Here is a 22,088-nt window from a genome sequence, read left to right as displayed (position 1 = left end):
AGAAAATGAGTCTCTTTTCTCGTTTATCTATCTGATTGTGTTCATTGATTTCGGCGTTTGCCTTCCATGAGGTCAAGCACTGCGCGTGCGCAATCGAGCACATTAGAGCCGGGGCCGAATACAGCCGATACGCCGTGGTCGAACAGGTATTGATAATCCTGACGCGGGACGACACCGCCACAAACGACGATGATATTTTCGGCACCTTTTTTTCGAAGTGTATCTACGAGCTGGGGCAGCAGCGTCTTATGGCCAGCAGCCAAAGATGAAACGCCCAACACATGAACTTTGGCCTTGATGGCCATATCAGCTGCTTCTTCCGGCGTTTGAAATAGTGGACCAGCAAGCACTTCAAAGCCAATGTCACCGAAGGCTGACGCGATGACTTTCGCGCCTCGATCATGGCCATCCTGACCAAGCTTGGCCACCATAATACGGGGCTTGTCGCCCGTATGCTTGGAGAACTCTTCCAGACGTTCCACGAGCGTCAGATATTCCGGCTCGTCCTCGTAGGCTGCGCCGTAGACTTTTCTCACGACCTTAGGCACCGCAGTATGGTCACCAAAGGCGCTGCGCATGGCGTCGGAAATTTCGCCGACTGTTGTGCGGGCACGCGCTGCTTCAACCGCTGCTGCCAGAATATTTCCTTCGCCAGTTTTCGCCACCTTCTCCAGTTCAGCCAAGGCTCCTTCAACTCTTGCCCTGTTGCGTGTTTCTTTGATCCGGTTCAGGCGGACGATCTGGGATTGGCGAACTGCTGTGTTGTCGATGTCGAGAATATCGATTGGGTCTTCCTGTTCCAGACGGAACTTGTTGACGCCGACGATGACTTCTTCGCCTTTATCTACCGCAGCCTGTCGTCTGGTTGCGGCTTCCTCAATCAGACGCTTAGGCAGACCGCTTTCGACAGCCTTGGTCATGCCGCCTAAGCTTTCGACTTCCTCAATCAGGGCCCATGCTTTTTCTGCGAGTTCATTGGTCAGGCTTTCGATGTAGTATGATCCAGCGAGTGGATCGACAACCTTGCTGACGCCGGTTTCGTTCTGCAAAATAAGCTGCGTGTTACGCGCGATGCGGGCGGAGAATTCTGTCGGCAAAGCAATGGCTTCATCGAATGAATTGGTGTGCAGTGATTGGGTGCCGCCGAGTGCCGCGGACATGGCCTCAAAAGCTGTGCGGACAATGTTGTTGTAGGGGTCTTGCTCCTGCAACGATACGCCGGATGTCTGGCAATGCGTGCGCAGCATTAGCGATCCGGGCTTCTTCGGGTCAAATTCTTTCATGATCCGCGACCAGAGCAGGCGGGCCGCACGCAGCTTGGCGATTTCCATAAAGAAGTTCATGCCGATGGCGAAGAAGAATGACAACCGCCCAGCAAACTCATCAACATTGAGACCTTTGTTGAGTGCCGCGCGTACATATTCGCGGCCATCAGCAAGAGTGAAAGCCAGTTCCTGCACTAACGTGGCGCCTGCTTCCTGCATGTGATAGCCGGAGATGGAGATCGAATTGAACTTCGGCATTTCGGTCGCGGTATAGGCGATGATATCGGCGATGATCCGCATAGATGGCTCAGGCGGATAAATATAGGTGTTGCGGACCATAAATTCTTTCAGAATATCGTTCTGAATGGTGCCGGAAAGCAGATCACGCGACACGCCTTGTTCTTCGCCCGCCACGATGAAATTGGCGAGGATCGGGATCACCGCGCCATTCATAGTCATGGAGACTGAGATTTTCTCAAGCGGGATGCCGTCGAAAAGGATTTTCATGTCTTCGACGGAGTCTATCGCCACGCCTGCCTTGCCGACATCGCCCTCAACGCGAGGATGATCACTGTCATAGCCGCGGTGAGTGGCGAGGTCGAAGGCCACCGACACGCCTTGCTGACCGGCAGCAAGGGCCTTGCGATAAAAGGTGTTGGAAGCCTCAGCGGTGGAGAAGCCCGCATATTGACGGATGGTCCAAGGACGGCCCGCATACATGGTGGCGCGTGGGCCGCGTAAGAATGGCTCAAATCCGGGTAGGGTGCCGAGATGCCCGACCTGATCGAGGTCATCCTCGGTGTAGAGCGGTTTGACGTTTATGCCTTCAGGTGTGTGCCAGACAAGGCTATCTGCGGGGCGTTTCAGTTCCTTTTCGGCCAATGCCTCCCAATCCGTGCGGGTCTTCTGCGTCATTGGCTTATTCTCCATCCCATACGCTTTTCTCTCCCCCAGTCTTTCGAGACGCCATCTTCGATAGCTCATCCTGACGAGGCGCGAAGCGCTGTCTCGAAGGGTCACTCAAATTCCATAATGAGTTCATCGACCGCAAGGCTTGCGCCTTCCTCCGCAGCGATGCGTTTTACGGTAGCACGGCGTTCTGCGCGCAGCACGTTTTCCATTTTCATAGCTTCTACCGTGGCAAGTGGTTGGCCAGCCTCGACCGTCTCGCCATCCTTCACGAGCACAGAGGTTATGACGCCGGGCATCGGGCAAAGCAGCATCTTCGACGTATCGGGCGGCAGCTTGACGGGCATGAGTTTTGCCAGTTCTGCCACGCGCGGTAAGCGCACATGCGCAACGACATCCATGCCACGCCAGCGCAACCGCCAACCGGTTCCTGAACGCAAAACCTTTACGGCAACTGACTTGCCGCCAACTGTGAATGATCCAAGCTGATTACCCGGATGCCAGTCGCTGGCGACCGGCAGGCTTAGCCCATCGACAAAGTTGATTGTCGTGCCGCCTTCGCCTTCAGCGATCCGGAAGGCCAAGCTGAAGCCACTGAATGTAACAACCCAGTCGGTTGCCACCGACTGCACTTGTGTTGAAAGTCTGCCGGAAATTTGGCTGTTACGCTGCTCAACAACCATGTTGATTTGTGCTGCAACGGCTGCAAGCACGTGCGCGTCTTCTTCCGACACTGTGACGCCTGCAAACCCGTCAGGATATTCTTCCGCGATGAAGGCTGTGGTCAGCCTACCTGCCCGAAAACGCGGATGATCCATAACCGCTGAAAGGAACGGCAGATTGTGGCCGATGCCTTCCACTTCAAACGCATCGAGCGCTTCGCCCATGGCGCCGATTGCGCTCAATCGATCTGGTCCCCATGTGCAGAGCTTTGCAATCATGGGGTCATAATACATTGAAATTTCGCCGCCCTCGAAGACGCCCGTATCGTTGCGGATGACACAGCCATTTTTGCTGTGACCTTCAACCGGAGGGCGATAGCGGGTCAGCCTGCCAATGGATGGCAGGAAGTTGCGATAGGGATCCTCGGCATATAGGCGGCTTTCTATGGCCCATCCATTAAGCTTCACATCGGCTTGTGTGATGCGTAGTTTTCCGCCCGACGCAACGCGTATCATTTCTTCAACCAGATCAATGCCGGTGATGAGTTCTGTAACCGGATGTTCAACCTGCAGGCGCGTATTCATTTCGAGGAAATAGAAATTGCGGTCGCCATCGACGATGAACTCTACGGTGCCCGCTGAGTAATAGCCAACCGCTTTGGAAAGCGCGACAGCCTGTTCGCCCATGGCTTTTCGGGTTGCTTCATCGAGGAAAGGCGAAGGTGCTTCCTCAATGACCTTTTGATTGCGGCGCTGGATGGAGCATTCGCGTTCGCCCAGATAGATGACGTTGCCGTGTTGATCGCCAAGAACCTGAATTTCGATATGGCGCGGCTGAGTGACAAATTTTTCTATAAAGATGCGGTCATCGCCGAAGGAAGACTTGGCTTCATTGCGCGAGAGCTGGAAGCCTTCGCGGGCTTCTTCGTCGTTCCATGCAATGCGCATACCCTTGCCGCCGCCGCCAGCAGAGGCCTTGATCATCACCGGATAGCCGACTTTGCTTGCGATTTGGACCGCCTCATCGGCGTCTTCGATTAGCCCCATATGGCCGGGGACGGTGGAGACACCCGCCCGGGCTGCGAGTTTCTTTGAGGTGATTTTGTCACCCATAGCCTCGATGGCGTTTACTGGCGGGCCGATGAAGGTAACATTGGCCGCTTTCAATGCCTCGGCGAAGCGTGAATTTTCCGACAGAAAGCCATAGCCGGGGTGTACGGCATCAGCCCCCGTTTCTTTGATTGCGGCAAGTATTTTATCAATGACGATATAGGACTGATTCGAGGGCGCGGGTCCAATATGCACCGCTTCGTCAGCCATTTTTACATGCAGCGCATTTCGGTCGGCGTCGGAATAGACCGCGACCGTAGCAATGCCCATTTTCTTTGCCGTTTTGATAACCCGGCAAGCGATTTCGCCGCGATTGGCAATGAGGATTTTCTTTATCATTTTGTTCCCACTCATCGCTATCAAAGCGGAATTGTGTCGTGTTTTTTCCAGGGCGTGTTCTGGCTCTTGTTACGCAGAGCAGAGAAAGCGCGGGCGATGCGGCGGCGGGATGAATGCGGCATGATGACCTCATCAATGAAGCCGCGTTCAGCCGCAACGAAAGGATTGGCAAAACGCTCCTCATATTCCTTCGTTCGGGCTGCAATCTTTTCAGTGTCACCAAGTTCGGAGCGATAAAGGATTTCGGTGGCACCCTTGGCACCCATGACGGCAATCTCGGCGGTGGGCCATGCATAATTCATGTCTGCGCCGATATGTTTGGAAGCCATCACGTCATAAGCGCCGCCATAGGCTTTACGGGTGATGAGTGTCACCATCGGAACGGTGGCCTGGCTATATGCAAACAATAGTTTCGCACCATGCTTGATCACGCCGCCATATTCCTGCGCTGTACCGGGCAAAAAGCCCGGAACATCGACAAGTGTCAGGATCGGAATGTTGAAAGCATCGCAAAAGCGCACGAAGCGTGCAGCTTTGCGCGACGAATCGATATCAAGGCAACCAGCCAGCACCATCGGTTGATTGGCGACGACACCAATGGTCTTACCCTCCATGCGAATGAAGCCGGTGATGATATTCTTGGCAAAAGCTTCCTGAATTTCGAAGAAGTCGCCTTCATCCGCCAGCGCAAGGATGAGCTCCTTCATATCGTAGGGCTTATTGGCGCTATCGGGGATCAGCGTGTCGAGCCGCATTTCGAGGCGCGCGGGATCGTCGTGGAAAGGGCGGGTAGGCGATTTTTCGCGATTGTTGAGCGGCAGGAAATCGAACAGAAGACGCACTTGTTCGAGCGTCTCGATATCGTTTTCATAAGCGCCATCGGCAACAGAGGATTTCTGCGTATGCGTGCGTGCGCCACCAAGTTCTTCCGCCGTCACAATCTCATTGGTGACGGTTTTGACCACATCCGGCCCCGTCACGAACATGTAAGATGAGTCGCGCACCATGAAAATGAAGTCGGTCATGGCTGGAGAATAAACCGCGCCACCGGCACATGGTCCCATGATGACGGAAATCTGCGGAATAACGCCTGAAGCATCGGCATTGCGCTTGAAGACGTCAGCATAGCCCGCGAGCGATGCCACGCCTTCCTGAATACGTGCGCCACCAGAATCATTGAGGCCGATCACCGGCGCGCCGTTCTGTATCGCCATATCCATGATCTTGCAGATTTTCTGCGCATGGGTTTCGGACAGCGAACCGCCAAGAACGGTGAAGTCCTGACTGAACACATAGACTTGCCGGCCATTGATCGTGCCCCAACCGGTAACGACGCCATCGCCCGCGATTTTCTGCTTCTCCATGCCGAAGTCGGTGCAGCGATGCGTGACATACATATCAAACTCCTCGAACGATCCCTCGTCGAGCAGCACTTCCAGTCTTTCGCGGGCAGTGAGCTTGCCTTTGCCGTGCTGGGCATCAATGCGTTTTTGCCCGCCGCCAAGGCGCGCTTCCGTGCGACGTGCTTCAAGTTGTTGGAGAAGTTCCTGCATTCGCTATGCCTTTGGAAAGCTATGAAATTGCGGGTTGTTGTCTCAATGATTAGAGCCAGTATGCCGCATTCTGAAAGCTTGAAAAGGTGTGGCTGTGTAATTTATAAATTTGCAAATAGCGAAATGCGAATTTGCAAACATGGCACCGAGAAAACTTTACGTTGGCAGAAAGATCCGTGAGATACGCGAGCAGCATCGGACAACCCAGTCCGGTTTTGCTGAACGCTTAGGTATTTCAACGAGTTATCTGAACCAGATCGAGAACAATCAGCGGCCGGTTTCAGCTGCTGTTTTGCTGGCGCTCGCCGAGAACTACCAGATCGACATTGGTGCGATTTCACTGGGCGATGATGATCGTTTGTTATCCGCTGTATCAGAAGCCTTGGCTGATCCTGTCTTTGATAATTACAAGCCAAATTTGCAGGAACTGAAGCTGATCACGCAGAATGCGCCGGGACTGGCGCATGCGCTGATCGCTTGTCATCAGGCCTATCGGCGCAACAGCGAGCAATTGGCAAGCCTCGATAATCAGCTTGGGCGCGCGCCGTCAGTCGCCGAGCCAGCACCTTATGAAGAAGTGCGCGACTTTTTCCATTTTATCGACAATTACGTCCATGAGATTGATATTGCCGCAGAAAAGCTTGCTGAGAAGCTCGACATTCCAGCGCGGGATATTGGCTTGGCGCTGCCGCAATATATGGAAAGTCATCACCGGGTGCGCGTCGCACGCGCTGATCCGGATGAGGCAATTCTGCGTCGTTTCAACCCTGAAACCCGCATTCTCTACCTCAATCCTTATTCGCCCGCTTCAACACGAAATTTTCAGATCGCATTTCAGATTGCAGAACTGGAAATGGAGGAAACGGTCACAGCAATTGCGAAGCGTGCAGATTTTCGCTCAACAGAAGCTGTCGAAATTTGCAAAATTGGACTACGCAATTATTTTGCTGGCGCGCTGATGCTGCCTTATCAGAACTTTTTGTCTGCAGCGAAAGAGCTGCGGCATGATCTGGAATTGCTGGCGTCGCGTTTCGGCGCAAGCCTTGAACAGGTCGCGCACCGTTTAAGCACCTTGCAGAGATCGGGCCAACGCGGTGTGCCGGTGTTTTTTGCGCGCATCGATCGGGCAGGAAACATCACCAAGCGCCACAGTGCGGCAAAGCTGCAATTCGCGCGTTATGGTGCGGCTTGTCCGCTGTGGAATGTGCATCAGGCGTTTGAAACGCCGGGGCGTATTATCCGGCAGCTTGCGGAAACGCCGGACGGTGCGCGCTATCTTTGTGTCGCGACAGAACTCACGAAGAGCGAAGGCGGTTTCAATGCCCCACAGCGCCGCTATGCCATAGCACTTGGCTGCGAGGTGACTCATGCGCAGGACTTTGTCTATGCCGATGGGCTCGATATCGCCACGCGCTCTGCTTTTGACCCAATAGGTGTTTCTTGCCGCATATGCGAACGCGCTGAATGTGTTCAGCGCGCTGTCCCACCACTCAAAAGCCGCATATCGGTCGATCATGACCGCCGTGGTATTCTGCCCTACAAGCTTTTATGAAATCAAAAGCCTGCATGTTCCTTGAGGAATTCGGCTTCATCGTGCGTGGTGTCGCGCCCCAGCACCTTATTGCGGTGCGGGAAGCGGCCGAAGCGTTCGATAATGTCGTGATGCTGACGCGCAAAGCCGAGTGAGGATTCGTCGCCCAGCTTTTCGTAAAGATCGACACAGCGCTTCTGATCACTCAGGTGTTCGCTATGCATGAAAGGCAGATAGAAAAACTGCCGCTGTTCAGCGGACAGTTTGCGATCGAAATCGTGGTCGAGCGCTTGTGCTGCCACATCACGTGCAAGGCCATCGCTTTCAAATGAGCGCGGAGAGCCACGGAACATATTGCGTGGAAACTGATCGAACAGAATGGTCAGCGCGAGTGCGCTTTCCGGCAGTTGTTTCCAGTCTTCGAGCTTGTCAGCGCGCGCGTCTTCATAAGCAGCCAAAAACTTTTCGCGAATTTCCGCATCGATTTCGTCGCTCTTGGTGAACCAGTTTTCCCGCATCTTTGCGGAGAACCAGAATTCGAGAACGTCTTGGGGTTGAATGGCCATGGCTGCCTCTTTCCGGGTTATGGTGTCTGGTTTGGAGTATCAGGCTGCGGGCAGGGCGGTTCGCCCTTGAAATTGCGCGATGCGCAAGCGAATCGGTCGAACCCTTTGCCCGCATCCATTGCCGCTTTTCCAGCACCGCAGCCGGAAAGAACAGCCAGCGAAATCAATAGGAAAACTTTAGTCATCTGAAGTGTTTCCGGTTTCAATATTGATGCCAATAATAGGCATCGCGGTGCATAGCGGCAATAGAGCGGTTCCGATTAAAACGAGGTGTTGAACCGCTCTAATTATTTGTCTTTACGCGCAACTTCTCCGAAAACTGTTTCACACCTATTTGGACGCGCTTTAGATACAGATATTTGTAATCAACCGCGACCGCGATAATTGGGTACTGACTGTTCAGGAATCCAAACATTCTGAGGTGCTGCGCCCGTTTGATAAAACACATCAATCGGGATCCCACCGCGCGGATACCAGTAGCCGCCAATGCGCAACCACTCAGGCTTTAGAAGTTCAACCAGACGCTTTCCGATTGTCACTGTGCAGTCTTCATGAAACGCACCATGATTGCGGAAAGAAAACAGGAAAAGTTTGAGCGATTTGCTTTCAACCAGCCATTCTCCGGGCACATAATCGATCATCAGATGTGCGAAGTCTGGCTGTCCGGTCATGGGGCAGAGCGAGGTGAATTCAGGCGCTGTGAAGCGAACACAATAGGGTGTTCCTGCTTGCGGATTTGCAACGCGTTCAAGAACAGCCTCTTCAGGTGATTGTGGAACTGCCGCGGTTGATCCAAGCTGCTTTAAATCGGAATATATCGTCTTTTCAGACATTTGCGTGCCTTTATGAAAGCCACGGTGCAGTCTTCACGCGTGCATATCACGCGGTTGTCCTTGTTTTAACCGGGTAGGCTGCGACCGGTGGCAGATAGCCAATGGCTCCGATTAGCAGCGTTGATGTCGTGGGTAAAGCCCATAAGAAAACCCGCGCTGTGGAGCGCGGGTTAGTTAGGAGGAGTCTTATCTGAATTAGCGGCGATCAGATAAAGCGCAGCCAATCGCTACACCGATCAAGATGCCCAAGATGCCAGCAGTACCAAATAGGGTCGTTGCTGTGCCGGGATTTTCCTTAACCGTTTCTGCCACTGCCTGACCGCGTTCACGGACTGCCTGCGCTGCATGTCGGAACCGACCGGATGCATCATCCAGAGCGTCTTCGGCGGTATCTCTAAAGTCGCTTGTGCGTGATGCCAAAGACTTTGACAGACGTTTCAGCTCACCGCGCAATTCAGAAACCTGTTGTTCCAGAGCCTGCTGAACGTCGTTAGCTGTTTTGTTATCGGCCATTTCAAACCTCCGTTGGAATTGATGCTGATAAAACGCTCATGCATCGGTTTGGTTCCAATGGGGAAAACAGAAGGTCGGGCGTTAGCTTCCGGTCTTTTTTGAAAAGAACGGCAGAAGGCTAAGGCCACGGCCGATAAAAACGCCACCGATTGCACCCACTGCTTTGAAGACAAAGTCTGCGAATTCTCCATGACGACCCGGAGCTAAGCGTTGAAGCAACTCAAACATGCCTGCGCATCCGACAGTCAATAACAACACGGCGATCCAGTGGCGTGGATAGGCGAGCGCAAACAGAAAACCGACAAGAACAAAGGCTGCGAAACGTTCAACATCAGCCGGTTCACCGGTAATGGGTCGAAATTGGATCGGGCTTATCGTCACGATAAGAATTATTGCCAGAACCAGCCACGCGGCAAGGCGCAAAAGTCGCGTCATTAAACAAAGGGCCTTCTATTCTGCCGTGTAATTTCCGACAGGTTCGTCCTGATTAGGATCGCCGCAACGCTGATACATCCGATCAGTTATCGTCTTTTTCAATTCATTGCCAAATGGCAATTCATAATGTGCGATAACATCGACACCCATACACCATTTAACGTTCTCCGGAGAGAGACCATAATTGGTTTCGAGGAAGCCAATGGCATAGTTTATGCCTTCTTCGCAATCACCCGTTGTGCAGAAGTTGCCATCTCTCGCCAACTGACGGATCGAACCTTCGCCGATCTTTTGGACAACAGGTTCAACCGCAAAAGGTGCTGCACCGGCAAGCGCAACAATAACCAGTCCAATAAGGGTATATTTTATAGAACGCCGCATGAATCGCTGTCAGTTACCAATCCTGTTGTCACTTCATAACGCATGAGCGGCACTATGATGGCAAGGCTGTGTGATAAATGTGGTGGCTACTTATAGGCAATATTAGCGAATGTGACGGTTTAATATTGACTTTTACGTAAAGGCGGTTGCACAACATTTGCCTGCATATTGCAAGACTGGGATGTCGTAGTGCGCGAATATTATACGATCACGGAGCTGACGCGGGAATTCGGGATATCAACCCGGACACTGCGTTTTTATGAGGATGAGGGGTTGATAGCGCCTGTACGGCGTGGTCGCACGCGCTTGTTCAGGCCGTCTGATCGGCATCTTCTCAAGCAAATCATGCGCGGAAAGCGCCTTGGGTTCTCGATCGCCGAGATCCATGAAATCGTGCAGATGTATCGTGAGCCACCGGGTGAAACTGGCCAGCTCAAGTTACTGATGAAGCGCGTTGAGGAAAAACGAGGCGATCTTCGGCAGAAGCGTCGTGATATTGATGAGACGCTTGCCGAGCTTGATCAGGTGGAAGAAGCCTGCATTGAGCGTTTGGCAGAACTTGGTGTTTCCACCTGATTTAAAGCACATCCCGAAAAGTGTGAAACGGTTTTCGGGAAAGGTGCGCGATACAGCAAAGAATTTAAGCGCAGATCTGATAAAATCAGAACGAAATGCCTTCTAAGGCTGGCTATCTGGCACAGGTGAGCAGATTTCCGCGATTTTCAGAACTGTGCTGTTGTTGTTCTGGTCAGCTTTTCCGCTGAAGACATCGTCAAACAGCTTTGCCTTGTCGAGTTCACTGACAACGCAACCACAAAACTGAGCACAGAGCGCGTCGCTGCCATTCTGCATGCAGGATGATACGCAGGATTGTGTGAACGCTTCACGCGGCGCTGGTCGTGGAGGTGGCATGATCTGAGAAAAGATAAAGACCAACCCGATCAACACCGGCTGGTGGATCAGATAGAATGCGAGGCTATGGCGACCGATGAAAGTCAGTGGTTTTTGCAGAAAACGCGGTGTTATTCCGCCTGAAAGCACTGACAGCCAGTTGAAGCGCTCGAAGATGCGCGCCGCCGCAATACCAAGCAAAACAGCGCCAAACCATGGAAACAGTGGTACATAATCATTGGAACGTGGTGGGACTGTTGAAAGTCCGACCCAGGCAAGCCACATCTGGTTGAAAATATCAGACTGTGCGTAAAGCGGCGCTGTAATGACAAAGGCTGCGACTATGAGAGTTACAACGGCAGGCAGGCGCAGGAACAGCAGGCCAAGCACACTTGCCAGCGCAATTTGGTGCAAAATACCGAAGAAAATGAAGCTATCCGGCGACATATAATATGTTACCGCTGAAATCACAGCCGCTGCTGCCACTATCTGCAACAGACGTTTTCCTACAGCATTCCAGCGAATGGCGCGGCCATGTGCGAGAACGAGGCTAAAACCTACCAGAAACAGGAAGCTTGATGCGATGCAGCGGGCAAAGAGTTTCCATCCACCATGCGCGGTGGTGGCTGGCGCCATATAGCCGAAAAACTCAAGGTCCCAGCCGAAATGATAGATCGCCATCGCAATGAGCGCTAGACCACGCGCTATATCGATGCGCTCCAGCCGCGGACGGCGTGAGGGCGTACCAGTCATCTCAACGTTGCTCTGCATATCACGTCCTGGGCATTGGAAATTCGAGTCAGGCAGGTTTTTATCACATGCGATTGCACGGCTATAGTATGTCAGAGAATCGGATTCGTTCGGATTGGATTGAACTGTGAAGTTTGTCGGCGGAGATTGTGTTGTTTTTCAGTGTTTCAAAGCTATTCTGGCTGTTTTTCCAGCCTCTGACCATCATCTTCGTATTTCTGCTGCTCACACTTTTATTGATTTGGGCAGGGTTTAGAAAACTTGGCCTCGCAACGCTAGTTATTGGCGCTGTTGTCTTGTTTATCAGTGCGTACACAACGCTTGGTTCTGTGCTTCTCGCCCCGCTGGAAGATCGCTTTCCTAAACAGGCAGAGCTGCCGCAACGTATCGACGGTATCGTGGTGTTGGGCGGTTACATGAACGGGGATATCAACGCTGGTAGACCGGGATTTGAGCTCAATAGCGCTGCCGACCGTATATTCGAAACAATGCGACTTGCCCGGTTATACCCTGATGCAAAGGTTATTGTATCGGGCGGAGACGGTGCTTTTTTTGAAGAAGCTGTGCCCGAAGCTGATAGCACACGCCGGATGCTGGCTGATCTCGGTTTCTCGGGGGACCGCTTCATTTTCGAGAACAAGTCACGCAATACGGTAGAGAATGCCGAGTTTTCAAAGACACTGGCACAGCCAAAGCCCGGCGAAACATGGCTTCTTGTGACATCGGCATATCACATGCCGCGTTCGATCGGATGTTTCCGCAAGGCCGGTTTCGATGTCGTTGCTTGGCCGGTCGATTACAAGACACCGGCAAAAGAGAGTTTTTCTCTCTATCTCGAATCGCCAAATGAGGCCTTGTCTCGTTTTAGTGTGGCAATGCGCGAGTGGGTGGGGCTGACTGCATACTGGCTAACCGGTAAGACAGATATGCTGTTGCCTCAACCCTGATGCCGCATTTCTGCCGTGACTTTAAAGCTTTTGTTAAGCATACGTGTTGTTAAGGTTCTGATACTAAAACAGTTTTTGAAACGCCGTGAAGCAAGGCGGGTAAAAGCGCCGCATTTCTGCCATTTTTCACAGTTGCGTTTCATCGGCTTCAGGATTATATCTCCGGTAACAGCGTTGTGAAGGACGCTGATTATAAGAGTTGCACAACAAGGTTGTAAAAAATCTCCATGGACGAAACCGTTCAAAAATCCTGCTGGGGCGTTACGCTCTGGGCAGTCGTTGGCCTCGCTACCATCATTCTCATGGCCTACCTTTTCTCCGCTTGATACGGGCGTGATAGTTTTTGAAAAGTTGAATAGCTTTTCGGATCGAGCTTCCCATTGAACATCGACAGAACAGACGTTTGCATTCGCACAAGAACGCGACGTGCTGTGGTATTGCGTAAACCGGAAATTTAATGCCGCATTTCGGCATTCTGTTGGCGTTGCTCCTCTCCTACACTATCTGATAATGGTGTAATATTATTGCGTGTGTCTGATGAGCACATGCATGTTAGAGCGTCGCGCACCTTGTAGGGCGCACAAAGGACGCTCTTAACTGTTGAATCACGCATCGTGCTATCCAAAAATCGATTCTGATTTTTGGGCCGATACAGTAGATTGCACTACCCATTTGTGGGTCGGAATAGGTGTAGAATGTTTCTGTCGGTATTCGATCTCTACAAGATTGGCATTGGGCCTTCGAGTTCACACACGATGGGCCCGATGACGGCCGCTCACATGTTTCTCGATGAGCTGATCAGCGACAATTGGCCGAAGCCAGCCAATGCCAAGGTTTATCGACTAAAGGCCAGCCTTCATGGCTCGCTCGCGTATACCGGCGTTGGACACGCGACAGATCGCGCCGTGGTTCTTGGTCTTTGTGGCTACACACCTGATTCGATCGATCCCGATATCATGGACAGCGAAGTCGAAAAGGTTTCACGCGCGAAGACTGTGCAGCCTGCCGGTCATCCGGCTTATCAGTTTGATCCCAGCACGGATCTGGTTCTTGATCGTAAAACACCTTTGCCAGGTCATGCCAATGGCATGGCTTTCGAGGCTTATGATCGTAGTGACCGCCTGTTGCTCCGCCGCGTCTACTTTTCGATTGGTGGTGGTTTTGTTGTCACAGCAGAAGAAATGAGCCGTGTGCAGACCAGTGGCGGAAAGCGCGAGGAAACGGCTGATGTGCCTTATCCATTCAACAATGCTGCTGAAATGCTGGAGATGGCGCGCGCGAGCGGCCTTTCGATAGCTGACATGAAGCGCGCCAATGAAGAATGCCATATGTCTTGCCTTGATCTGGATGAAGGTCTGGATCGTATCTGGGGTGCAATGCGTGGCTGCATCGAGCGTGGATTGAGCCGCGATGGTATCATGCCGGGCGGTTTGAAAGTTCGCCGCCGCGCCCGCCAGCTTTTTGAACGGCTGGAAGACGATTGGCGCAACAACAAGGTCAATCCGTTGCTCGCCAATGACTGGCTGTCTGTATATGCGATGGCGGTCAATGAAGAGAATGCGTCAGGTGGTCGTGTTGTGACTGCACCGACCAATGGTGCAGCGGGCGTTGTGCCTGCGGTTCTGCGTTATTATTTGCATTTCCATGACGATGCCGATGAGAAGGGCATTCGCGATTTTCTGCTGACGTCTGCGGCTATCGGTGGTGTGATCAAGCACAATGCGTCTATTTCGGGCGCAGAAGTCGGTTGTCAGGGTGAGGTCGGTTCGGCGTCGGCTATGGCAGCAGCCGGTCTTGCAGCCGTTCTTGGTGGTTCTCCGGAGCAGATCGAGAATGCTGCTGAAATCGCTCTTGAGCATCATCTTGGCATGACCTGCGATCCTGTGGGCGGGCTTGTTCAGGTTCCTTGCATAGAGCGCAATGCGCTGGGCGCTGTTAAAGCTGTCACTGCTGCATCGTTGGCAGTTAAAGGCGATGGTCAGCATTTTGTGCCGCTTGATGCTTGTATCGAAACCATGCGTCAGACAGGTCATGATATGAGCGAACGTTACAAGGAAACCAGTCAAGGCGGTTTGGCTGTCAATGTGGTTGCCTGCTGAGGATAACGTTCTTATCACTTGAAGCTCTTATTCAGCTTGGCTAAATCAGCTCCATGGCACTTAATCTCGTCAAACTCTGCGTCGGCTGCGACAGCATCGAAGATCTCGCGGCCTGGATTGATTTCAGGCTGGCCGAGCAGCGTGCTGCCGGGCTCGTTCCAGAACAGTTTCACACCACACGAATGGTTCCCAAGCGTGTCGATGAACTACTGGAAGGTGGTTCGCTCTACTGGGTGATCAAGGGCAATGTGCAATGCCGTCAGCGCCTGCTGGATATCCGCCCTTTTACCGATGAGCAGGGTATTAACCGCTGTCATCTTATGCTCGAGCCAAAGATCCACTCGACCCAATGGCAGCCGCGGCGTGCGTTTCAGGGCTGGCGCTATCTCGCTGAAAATGAGGTTCCGCTGGATGAAGCTGCTGGAAAATCGGGTAGGGCAGCTTTGCCGTCCGAGCTGCGGCAGGAGCTTGCAGCACTGGGGCTGCTCTAAGCATTTATCTAAAAGCATTTCAGAAATGAAATAGGCCCGCCATAAAAGGCAGGCCTATTTGTTTTAGCTTGTAACGTCCTCAGCTTTCGATGGTGAGACGTACTGAAACTTTGTCTGATGTGACCGGTAAGGTCATACGCATCATTGTGCGCGGCTGCATCATGCGGCGGTTGCGAGCGGCATGGCTTACCAGTAATCCAACCAGATCGCGGGTATGGAAACCTTTGCCGTGACGCACGTCCGCAATGCGAATCGCCGCCTGCTTCAAAACCTGAACAGAAAACAGGGAACCCAGACCTGAGGGACGAGGTGCCTGTTCGGCCCATGTACTGGACTTCAGGGCATATTGTCCGATTGGTTCATTCATATTCGACATCTCGAAACCCTCTACGCAATACAAATTTCGGGTTTAAAGCGGTGCAAGAGAGGTATCCCTCCTGCGTTCGGATTGTTCTCTTGTCGCATCGTCCCATGCAAAGCGGCTTCGCGCTTTTGCTGGAAATGCTTTTAGTTTGCGACTGCGTAGCAGCCAAAGTTCTTCTTTTTCAGTGATGCGCATGCATCCCATGCAGCCTGCTTCGAGGAGAAGCCAACAAAGCGTGCACGGTAGAAAGTGGAGCTGCCCTTGGTGAAGGTTTCTGTATAAGGCGATGCAGAGCGCAACGAACCACCAACCGAAGCCGAAGCTTTGGCGAGCATGTCGCGTGCCTGACCTTCACTTGGAAGCGAGCCGACCTGGATTGCCCAGCCACCGCTTGCAGGGGCCGATGCAGTCGTAACGGGATCAATGTCGTGAGCCGGTGCGGCAGGAACCGCTGCCTTTGGCGTGGGGCGAACCGCTGCTTGCGCTGCCATTGCTGCTGGACGCTGCGTTGGTGCTGCGAGAGCCAGAACCTGTGGCTGATCGACGTCGCCTTCACCGCTTTCGTTGTTGATGACGTCAGCAACTTCATTGATCTGACGTGCAACCGGAACCGGCGCATTACGTGCCTTTGGAAGATCGACAGATGCAACGACCTGTGGAACTTCACCGCGCATTGCGACGAGTGGTTCGGAAACACGGCCACGCGTGGCTGCAGGCAGATACTTGCGGATTAGCTGGGTCATGTGGGCGTCACGGCTTGCGCCAGTGTTACCACCCATGACAACCGCAACCAGACGACGGCCATCGAGATTGACCGAAGAGGCAAGGTTGTAGCCGGATGCATTGGTGTAACCGGTCTTGATGCCGTCAACACCTTCAACGCGGCCGAGCAAACGGTTGTGACCGTTGATTGTCTGACCACGGAATACGAAATTGCGGCGCGAGAAATATGAGAATTCCTGCGGGAAATGCTGACGAAGCGCAATGCTGAGGATTGCCATGTCGCGGGCTGTGGTCTGCTGGGACATGTTTGGCAGGCCAGATGCGTTGCGGAATGTGGTGTTGCTCATGCCAAGACGACGGGCTTTGGTCGTCATCATCTGGGCGAAACGTTCTTCAGAACCACCGAGGAATTCGCCGGATGCCGTGGCAACGTCATTGGCAGACTTTGTCACCATGGCAAGGATAGCATCTTCAACGCGAATGCTCTGACCCGGCTTGAAGCCGATCTTTGTCGGAGGACGTGCGGCAGCATAGGCGGAGATCGGAATGCGGGTATCTTTGTTGATGCGACCGGATTTCATTGCTTCAAAAAGCATATACATGGTCATCATCTTGGTGAGCGACGCGGGATACCGCTTTGCGTCTGCATTGGATGCAAACAGCGTTTTACCTGTGTTCGCGTCAATCACGATCGCGGCATACCGATCGCTAGCTGCAACGGCTGGCACTGTTGTAGAGGCTGTGGAACAGCCTGTTACGACAGCGAGAAGAAGGGTGGCTTGCGCCGCTCTTTTCAAGGCGTATGCGACTTTACTGAATGCGGTACGCACGATGATGACCTGCCTGTATCCCGGTTTTTTTGAACTGCGGCGCAAAGGGCACACAGCAATCTAATTCCGTGACCTTACTGTCATCAGCGTTACCAATCCGTTTATGGTAACCGACTTATTCATAAAATTTGAAAAAAATTGCCTGTCAGATTTTTCGGCTGAGCCGTGAATTCCGCTGAACCGACATGGTTTGCCTTTCGGGGACTGGAATTTCCCGATAAACTTATCGAGATAATTGTGCCAATGCTGCAGCTTGCAATAAGTCTCGGTTGCAAGTGTCGTCGAAGGGCTTAAAATCACCGCATGACGCCCTACATATATGGGCAAGCAGGCAGATAGTAAGGTCCAGATGTCTGGGCCAGGAACTGGGCATTGGGTGATAGTTTCCATGCGGCATTCTAATCCAGTCATGCAGAGCAAGACCAACGGCGGGAACGGACCGGATAACGGTACCGTGGTGGTCACGCGTACGCAGCCGAAAACAAAGAAGCCAAGCCTCTATCGCGTCCTGCTTCTCAATGATGACTATACTCCCATGGAGTTTGTCATTCATGTCCTGCAACGTTTTTTTCAAAAGAACATGGACGATGCGACGCGTATAATGTTGCATGTTCATAACCACGGTGTCGGCGAGTGCGGCGTATTTACATACGAAGTTGCTGAGACCAAGGTTAGTCAGGTCATGGATTTTGCCCGCCAAAACCAGCATCCATTACAATGTGTAATGGAGAAAAAGTGAGGTCATATGCCATCGTTTTCTCCCAGCCTTGAAAGGGCGCTGCATCAAGCGCTTACCATCGCGAACGAGCGGCATCACGAGTATGCGACGCTCGAACACCTTTTGCTTGCCCTGATCGACGATCAGGATGCAGGCGCAGTGATGCGCGCCTGTAACGTCGATCTGGAGCACCTCAAACGGATAGTTACAGATTACATCGACCGTGAACTGGATAATCTCGTCACCGGCTATGATGAGGATTCCAAACCTACGGCCGCTTTCCAGCGCGTGATTCAGCGCGCAGTTATCCACGTCCAATCTTCAAACCGTGAGGAAGTGACGGGCGCCAATGTGCTCGTTGCCATTTTCGCGGAGCGTGAAAGCCATGCTGCTTACTTCCTCCAGGAACAGCAGATGACGCGTTATGATGCCGTCAATTATATTTCGCACGGCATTTCGAAGCGTACACAGAGTAGCGAGCCACGCACGCCGCGCGGTGCGGAAAGCGCCAGCGAAGAACGCACAAGCGTAGAGCCGGAAGAAGGCACAAAGAAAAAGCAGGATGCTCTTTCTGCCTATTGCGTCAATCTAAATGAAAAAGCCAAATCCGGGCGTATCGATCCGCTGATTGGTCGTGACAGTGAAATCAGCCGCACTATTCAGGTTCTTTGCCGTCGGTCCAAGAACAACCCACTCTACGTGGGTGATCCTGGGGTCGGTAAGACTGCGATTGCCGAAGGTCTGGCCAAGCGTATCGTTGAGGGCGAAGTGCCTGAAGCACTCGCTGATGCCACAATTTTTTCGCTCGACATGGGTACGTTGCTTGCAGGGACCCGCTATCGCGGCGATTTCGAAGAGCGCTTGAAACAGGTTGTGAAAGAGCTCGAAGATTATCCGGGAGCGGTTCTGTTTATTGACGAAATTCATACGGTGATTGGCGCAGGCGCCACGTCGGGCGGTGCAATGGATGCATCGAACTTGCTGAAGCCTGCTCTGTCTTCCGGCGCAATCCGTTGCATCGGTTCGACCACCTATAAGGAATATCGTCAGTTCTTCGAGAAAGACCGGGCACTGGTTCGTCGTTTCCAGAAGATTGACGTCAATGAGCCGTCGATCCCGGATGCCATTGAAATCATGAAGGGTTTGAAACCGTATTTTGAAGACTTCCATAAAGTCAAATATACGGGTGATGCCATCAAGTCTGCGGTGGAGCTTTCTGCACGCTACATCTCTGACCGCAAGTTGCCGGACAAAGCCATCGACGTGATCGATGAAACTGGTGCAAGCCAGATGCTTCTGCCGGAAAACAAACGAAAGAAGACAATCGGCGTCAAGGAAATCGAAGCAACCATTGCCACCATGGCTCGGATTCCACCCAAATCGGTTTCCAAGGATGATGAGGTTGTGCTTTCGCATCTTGATGCGGAACTCAAGCGCGTCGTCTATGGTCAGGATCTGGCAATTGAAGCGCTTTCGGCTGCCATCAAGCTTGCTCGTGCAGGCTTGCGTGAGCCGGATAAGCCAATTGGTTCCTATCTGTTCTCCGGCCCGACAGGTGTCGGTAAGACAGAAGTTGCCAAGCAGCTTGCGTCTTCGCTGGGCGTGGAACTGCTTCGATTCGACATGTCCGAGTATATGGAACGCCACACCGTATCGCGTTTGATCGGTGCGCCTCCCGGCTATGTCGGCTTCGATCAAGGAGGTCTTCTGACTGATGGCGTCGATCAGCATCCGCATTGCGTGTTGCTGCTCGATGAGATCGAGAAGGCACATCCAGACCTTTACAATATTCTGTTGCAGGTTATGGATCATGGTTCGTTGACCGATCACAACGGCAAGAAGATCGACTTTCGCAACGTCATTCTGATCATGACCACCAATGCCGGTGCTGCTGATATGGCAAAGGCCGCGATTGGATTTGGTTCGACGCGACGCGAAGGCGACGATATGGAAGCGATCAACCGGCTGTTTACGCCGGAATTCCGCAACCGTCTCGATGCAATTGTGCCATTCGGCCCGCTGCCTGTTCCGGTCATTCATCAGGTTGTGCAGAAATTTGTGCTTCAGCTTGAGGCCCAGCTTGCAGAACGTGGTGTTACTTTTGAGCTAACCGAATCTGCGATCGCCTGGCTTGCGGACAAGGGTTATGACGAACGTATGGGCGCACGTCCTCTGGCTCGTGTTATCCAGGAGCACATCAAGAAGCCGTTGGCTAATGAAGTGCTATTTGGCAAGCTCAAGCATGGTGGAATGGTTCGTGTTGATGTAACGACCAAGGACGACGGCAAGACCGATCTCGTGCTTGAAAGTGTCGCTGATAAGCCTGTGAAGCCTAAGAAGGATATTCCTCCGGAGAAGAAGCTTCCACAGCGCAAGAAAGCTGCACCGAAAAAGGCCGAGAAGGAAAAGGTATTGGCTGGCAAGGATGAAGAAGTCTCGGCCAAGCCAGCAACCAAAGCCACGACGGCAAAGTCGTCGGTACCTAAAGTGCCGCGCAAGAAATAAACTTTACGGAAAGGCCCTTCTTTGGAAGGGCCTTTTTCATTTTAAGTGCTTTTGATTGGACAGATCGCGCTAAATGCAGGTGCTCTTTTTTGCGCCCTGTTCTATTTTTAAGATATGTCTTCGAGTCGCTCCCTCAGTTCTAAGCATCAGTCAGCCGAACAAACTAGCTCCTTGGGTTGGTTTTTTCGTGGGACGCGTCGCATAATCAGCGTACCAGCAATATTGCTGATGAGCTCCTTCATTGGCTTTGCAGGATTGGCGATTGAAAGCGGCATAACCGTCGGGCAGGCAGTTTTCATGACGCTGACCATCTGGGCGCTACCGGCCAAAGTGGTTCTGATCGGTGCAATCAGCGCTGGTGCTTCGATCCCCGCGGCAGCACTCGCCGTCGGATTGTCTTCGGTTCGTTTGATGCCAATGGTTGTCGCACTTCTGCCAGAGCTGAAGGGGCCGAAGACCCGAAAACTCACGCTCGCAGCGCTCTGCCATTTTGTGGCAGTTACGGCCTGGGTCATGGCAATGGAGGAATTGCGCAACGTTCCGCGCGATATGCGTACAAGCTACTTTGCAGGAATTGGCACGGTCCTTGTTGGCACAAATGCGCTGGTCGTCGCGGTGGTTTATTTGCTTTCAGCGTCATTTCCGCCGGTGGTGTTTGCGGCACTATTCATGCTCACACCGATGTATTTTCTGACATCGCTTTGGCGTTCGGCTCGCGAGCGGGCAGGGCAGATTGCCATGGTTTCGGGGATCGTGTTGTTCCCGATTTTTCATCAGTTCGCGCCAGGTTACGATTTGTTGATGACGGGTGTCGCGGGCGGGGTGATTGCATTTGCTTTCCATCGGTCACGTAATTCCAGCAAGGATGTGGCCAAATGAACTGGGGTAGTTTTTCCGACTGGTGGTGGCCGTTTACCTTCATCCTGCTTGCAGGCGCGCTTCCGACTTATATTTTTCGCGTGATGGGTGTGATCGTTGGTGGTCGAGTACGCGAAGATTCGGAAGTGCTGGTGTTTGTTCGCTGTGTCGCCACAGCACTTGTCGCAGGCGTGATCGCGCAACTTATTCTGTACCCGAACGGGGAGCTTGCAAACTCCCCGATGTGGTTGCGGGTTGGATCAGCTGCGGCTGGCTTTGCAGCCTATCTCATTGCAGGAAAGCGCCTGCTTGTGGGCATCTTGGTTGCCGAAGTGCTGCTGATAACTGGACTTTTAAGCTTATAAAGCCGTTTCTTATCAAAGTGCTGCGCGGATTTTCTCAGCATTTTCTGAAAGTATCGCTGCATCTTCCATTTTCCCGGTATGTGGCTTGAGTTCTACGCCTTCAAAACGTGGGATCACGTGAAAATGCAGATGGTAAACCGTTTGGCCTGCTGCAGGTTCATTGAACTGAATGACAGTGACACCATCGGCGCTGAACGCCTTCTTGACCGCATTGGCGATCTTCTGCACGGCCTGTATCGCTTCAGCCAACGTTTCAGGCTCCGCATCCAGCAGATTACGCGATGGCGCTTTGGGAACAACGAGCGTGTGGCCCGTTCCCTGTGGCATGACATCCATGAAGGCCACAACATGATCTGTTTCGTAGACGCGTGTTGACGGAATTTCGCCGCGCAGGATTTTGGCGAAGATGTTGTTGTCATCATAGGTGGCGGACATGCGATTCTCTCCAGT

General features: G+C 52.7%; 22 protein-coding genes. 9 read left to right on the top strand and 13 right to left on the bottom strand.

The features are described from left to right. Positions 1–41: 41 nt before the first annotated feature. From scpA to CES85_RS15565, 3 genes are all read right to left on the bottom strand, one after another. On the bottom strand, positions 42–2,180 hold the full coding sequence (scpA, locus tag CES85_RS15575) for a methylmalonyl-CoA mutase (RefSeq protein WP_095446784.1): 2,139 nt from the start codon (positions 2,178–2,180) through the stop codon (positions 42–44). A 101-nt stretch (positions 2,181–2,281) separates the two neighbouring features. Next, complete coding sequence (locus tag CES85_RS15570; RefSeq protein WP_095447913.1) at positions 2,282–4,285, bottom strand: acetyl-CoA carboxylase biotin carboxylase subunit; 2,004 nt, start codon at positions 4,283–4,285, stop codon at positions 2,282–2,284. A gap of 20 nt (positions 4,286–4,305) precedes the next feature. Beyond that, positions 4,306–5,838, bottom strand: a complete 1,533-nt coding sequence (locus CES85_RS15565; RefSeq protein ID WP_095446783.1) for an acyl-CoA carboxylase subunit beta — start codon at positions 5,836–5,838, stop codon at positions 4,306–4,308. 139 nt (positions 5,839–5,977) lie between these two features. Between CES85_RS15565 and CES85_RS15560 the strand changes: the two genes are divergently transcribed. After that, entirely contained in the window at positions 5,978–7,390 is a 1,413-nt protein-coding gene (locus tag CES85_RS15560; protein ID WP_095446782.1) for a helix-turn-helix domain-containing protein, read from the top strand. A gap of 2 nt (positions 7,391–7,392) precedes the next feature. Here the strand turns inward: CES85_RS15560 and CES85_RS15555 are convergent, their stop codons facing one another. From CES85_RS15555 to CES85_RS15535, 6 genes are all read right to left on the bottom strand, one after another. Next, positions 7,393–7,935: a DUF924 family protein gene (locus CES85_RS15555; protein ID WP_095446781.1), complete on the bottom strand. Its 543-nt coding sequence runs from the start codon at positions 7,933–7,935 to the stop codon at positions 7,393–7,395. A gap of 17 nt (positions 7,936–7,952) precedes the next feature. Next, on the bottom strand, positions 7,953–8,120 hold the full coding sequence (locus CES85_RS27445; protein WP_167388300.1) for a hypothetical protein: 168 nt from the start codon (positions 8,118–8,120) through the stop codon (positions 7,953–7,955). Between the two features lie 180 nt (positions 8,121–8,300). Beyond that, positions 8,301–8,768, bottom strand: a complete 468-nt coding sequence (gene queF / locus CES85_RS15550; RefSeq protein WP_095446780.1) for a preQ(1) synthase — start codon at positions 8,766–8,768, stop codon at positions 8,301–8,303. Positions 8,769–8,963: 195 nt separating this feature from the next. Next, a complete protein-coding gene (locus CES85_RS15545; protein ID WP_095446779.1) occupies positions 8,964–9,281 on the bottom strand; it encodes an ElaB/YgaM/YqjD family protein in 318 nt (105 codons plus the stop codon). Between the two features lie 81 nt (positions 9,282–9,362). Next, positions 9,363–9,716, bottom strand: coding sequence for a VanZ family protein (locus CES85_RS15540; RefSeq protein WP_095446778.1), 354 nt, complete (start codon positions 9,714–9,716; stop codon positions 9,363–9,365). 15 nt (positions 9,717–9,731) lie between these two features. Further along, positions 9,732–10,097, bottom strand: coding sequence for a hypothetical protein (locus tag CES85_RS15535; RefSeq protein ID WP_095446777.1), 366 nt, complete (start codon positions 10,095–10,097; stop codon positions 9,732–9,734). A gap of 189 nt (positions 10,098–10,286) precedes the next feature. Here CES85_RS15535 and CES85_RS15530 point away from each other — a divergent pair, with 189 nt between their 5' ends. Continuing rightward, on the top strand, positions 10,287–10,673 hold the full coding sequence (locus CES85_RS15530; RefSeq protein WP_024897062.1) for a MerR family transcriptional regulator: 387 nt from the start codon (positions 10,287–10,289) through the stop codon (positions 10,671–10,673). A gap of 102 nt (positions 10,674–10,775) precedes the next feature. Here the strand turns inward: CES85_RS15530 and CES85_RS15525 are convergent, their stop codons facing one another. Continuing rightward, positions 10,776–11,759, bottom strand: a complete 984-nt coding sequence (locus CES85_RS15525) for a heparan-alpha-glucosaminide N-acetyltransferase (protein WP_434063362.1) — start codon at positions 11,757–11,759, stop codon at positions 10,776–10,778. A 131-nt stretch (positions 11,760–11,890) separates the two neighbouring features. Between CES85_RS15525 and CES85_RS15520 the strand changes: the two genes are divergently transcribed. From CES85_RS15520 to CES85_RS15510, 3 genes are all read left to right on the top strand, one after another. Next, positions 11,891–12,685 (top strand): YdcF family protein, encoded by a 795-nt coding sequence (locus tag CES85_RS15520; RefSeq protein WP_095446776.1) that lies wholly within the window; start codon positions 11,891–11,893, stop codon positions 12,683–12,685. Between the two features lie 695 nt (positions 12,686–13,380). Then, positions 13,381–14,784 carry an L-serine ammonia-lyase gene (locus CES85_RS15515; protein ID WP_095446775.1) on the top strand — a complete coding sequence of 468 codons (1,404 nt, stop codon included), beginning with the start codon at positions 13,381–13,383 and terminating at the stop codon, positions 14,782–14,784. A gap of 53 nt (positions 14,785–14,837) precedes the next feature. Further along, complete coding sequence (locus tag CES85_RS15510) at positions 14,838–15,275, top strand: DUF1489 family protein (RefSeq protein ID WP_095446774.1); 438 nt, start codon at positions 14,838–14,840, stop codon at positions 15,273–15,275. Positions 15,276–15,354: 79 nt separating this feature from the next. Here the strand turns inward: CES85_RS15510 and CES85_RS15505 are convergent, their stop codons facing one another. Then, positions 15,355–15,651, bottom strand: a complete 297-nt coding sequence (locus CES85_RS15505) for a hypothetical protein (RefSeq protein WP_095446773.1) — start codon at positions 15,649–15,651, stop codon at positions 15,355–15,357. Between the two features lie 131 nt (positions 15,652–15,782). Next, entirely contained in the window at positions 15,783–17,192 is a 1,410-nt protein-coding gene (locus CES85_RS15500) for a D-alanyl-D-alanine carboxypeptidase (protein ID WP_095447911.1), read from the bottom strand. A 388-nt stretch (positions 17,193–17,580) separates the two neighbouring features. Here CES85_RS15500 and clpS point away from each other — a divergent pair, with 388 nt between their 5' ends. The 4 genes from clpS to CES85_RS15480 all read left to right on the top strand — a co-directional run bounded on the left by clpS (position 17,581) and on the right by CES85_RS15480 (position 21,638). After that, on the top strand, positions 17,581–17,931 hold the full coding sequence (clpS, locus tag CES85_RS15495) for an ATP-dependent Clp protease adapter ClpS (protein ID WP_024897070.1): 351 nt from the start codon (positions 17,581–17,583) through the stop codon (positions 17,929–17,931). A 6-nt stretch (positions 17,932–17,937) separates the two neighbouring features. Further along, the gene (gene clpA / locus CES85_RS15490; protein WP_095446772.1) at positions 17,938–20,415 is read left to right on the top strand and encodes an ATP-dependent Clp protease ATP-binding subunit ClpA; all 2,478 of its coding nucleotides are present in this window, start codon (positions 17,938–17,940) and stop codon (positions 20,413–20,415) included. A gap of 228 nt (positions 20,416–20,643) precedes the next feature. Then, positions 20,644–21,294, top strand: coding sequence for an AzlC family ABC transporter permease (locus tag CES85_RS15485; protein ID WP_095446771.1), 651 nt, complete (start codon positions 20,644–20,646; stop codon positions 21,292–21,294). After that, on the top strand, positions 21,291–21,638 hold the full coding sequence (locus CES85_RS15480; protein WP_095446770.1) for an AzlD domain-containing protein: 348 nt from the start codon (positions 21,291–21,293) through the stop codon (positions 21,636–21,638). The genes CES85_RS15485 and CES85_RS15480 overlap by 4 nt, the downstream gene beginning before the upstream one ends. Before the next feature lie 12 nt (positions 21,639–21,650). Here CES85_RS15480 and CES85_RS15475 read toward each other — a convergent pair whose 3' ends face one another. Continuing rightward, positions 21,651–22,073 (bottom strand): HIT family protein, encoded by a 423-nt coding sequence (locus CES85_RS15475; RefSeq protein ID WP_095446769.1) that lies wholly within the window; start codon positions 22,071–22,073, stop codon positions 21,651–21,653. Positions 22,074–22,088: the final 15 nt, after the last annotated feature.

It is taken from the genome of Ochrobactrum quorumnocens, assembly GCF_002278035.1.
Lineage (GTDB): Bacteria > Pseudomonadota > Alphaproteobacteria > Rhizobiales > Rhizobiaceae > Brucella > Brucella quorumnocens.
Note: the sequence above shows the minus strand (reverse complement) of the source record. Positions and strands in the feature narration are given on the sequence as shown.

Excerpts from the sequence above, each read along its gene's own strand:
- scpA (WP_095446784.1), bottom strand. The coding sequence starts at position 2,180 with ATGACGCAGAAGACCCGCACGGATTGGGAGGCATTGGCCGAAAAGGAA.
- CES85_RS15570 (WP_095447913.1), bottom strand. The coding sequence starts at position 4,285 with ATGATAAAGAAAATCCTCATTGCCAATCGCGGCGAAATCGCTTGCCGG.
- CES85_RS15565 (WP_095446783.1), bottom strand. The coding sequence starts at position 5,838 with ATGCAGGAACTTCTCCAACAACTTGAAGCACGTCGCACGGAAGCGCGC.
- CES85_RS15560 (WP_095446782.1), top strand. The coding sequence starts at position 5,978 with ATGGCACCGAGAAAACTTTACGTTGGCAGAAAGATCCGTGAGATACGC.
- CES85_RS15555 (WP_095446781.1), bottom strand. The coding sequence starts at position 7,935 with ATGGCCATTCAACCCCAAGACGTTCTCGAATTCTGGTTCTCCGCAAAG.
- CES85_RS27445 (WP_167388300.1), bottom strand. The coding sequence starts at position 8,120 with ATGACTAAAGTTTTCCTATTGATTTCGCTGGCTGTTCTTTCCGGCTGC.
- queF (WP_095446780.1), bottom strand. The coding sequence starts at position 8,768 with ATGTCTGAAAAGACGATATATTCCGATTTAAAGCAGCTTGGATCAACC.
- CES85_RS15545 (WP_095446779.1), bottom strand. The coding sequence starts at position 9,281 with ATGGCCGATAACAAAACAGCTAACGACGTTCAGCAGGCTCTGGAACAA.
- CES85_RS15540 (WP_095446778.1), bottom strand. The coding sequence starts at position 9,716 with ATGACGCGACTTTTGCGCCTTGCCGCGTGGCTGGTTCTGGCAATAATT.
- CES85_RS15535 (WP_095446777.1), bottom strand. The coding sequence starts at position 10,097 with ATGCGGCGTTCTATAAAATATACCCTTATTGGACTGGTTATTGTTGCG.
- CES85_RS15525 (WP_434063362.1), bottom strand. The coding sequence starts at position 11,759 with ATGCAGAGCAACGTTGAGATGACTGGTACGCCCTCACGCCGTCCGCGG.
- CES85_RS15515 (WP_095446775.1), top strand. The coding sequence starts at position 13,381 with ATGTTTCTGTCGGTATTCGATCTCTACAAGATTGGCATTGGGCCTTCG.
- CES85_RS15510 (WP_095446774.1), top strand. The coding sequence starts at position 14,838 with ATGGCACTTAATCTCGTCAAACTCTGCGTCGGCTGCGACAGCATCGAA.
- CES85_RS15505 (WP_095446773.1), bottom strand. The coding sequence starts at position 15,651 with ATGTCGAATATGAATGAACCAATCGGACAATATGCCCTGAAGTCCAGT.
- clpS (WP_024897070.1), top strand. The coding sequence starts at position 17,581 with ATGCGGCATTCTAATCCAGTCATGCAGAGCAAGACCAACGGCGGGAAC.
- clpA (WP_095446772.1), top strand. The coding sequence starts at position 17,938 with ATGCCATCGTTTTCTCCCAGCCTTGAAAGGGCGCTGCATCAAGCGCTT.
- CES85_RS15485 (WP_095446771.1), top strand. The coding sequence starts at position 20,644 with ATGAGCTCCTTCATTGGCTTTGCAGGATTGGCGATTGAAAGCGGCATA.
- CES85_RS15480 (WP_095446770.1), top strand. The coding sequence starts at position 21,291 with ATGAACTGGGGTAGTTTTTCCGACTGGTGGTGGCCGTTTACCTTCATC.
- CES85_RS15475 (WP_095446769.1), bottom strand. The coding sequence starts at position 22,073 with ATGTCCGCCACCTATGATGACAACAACATCTTCGCCAAAATCCTGCGC.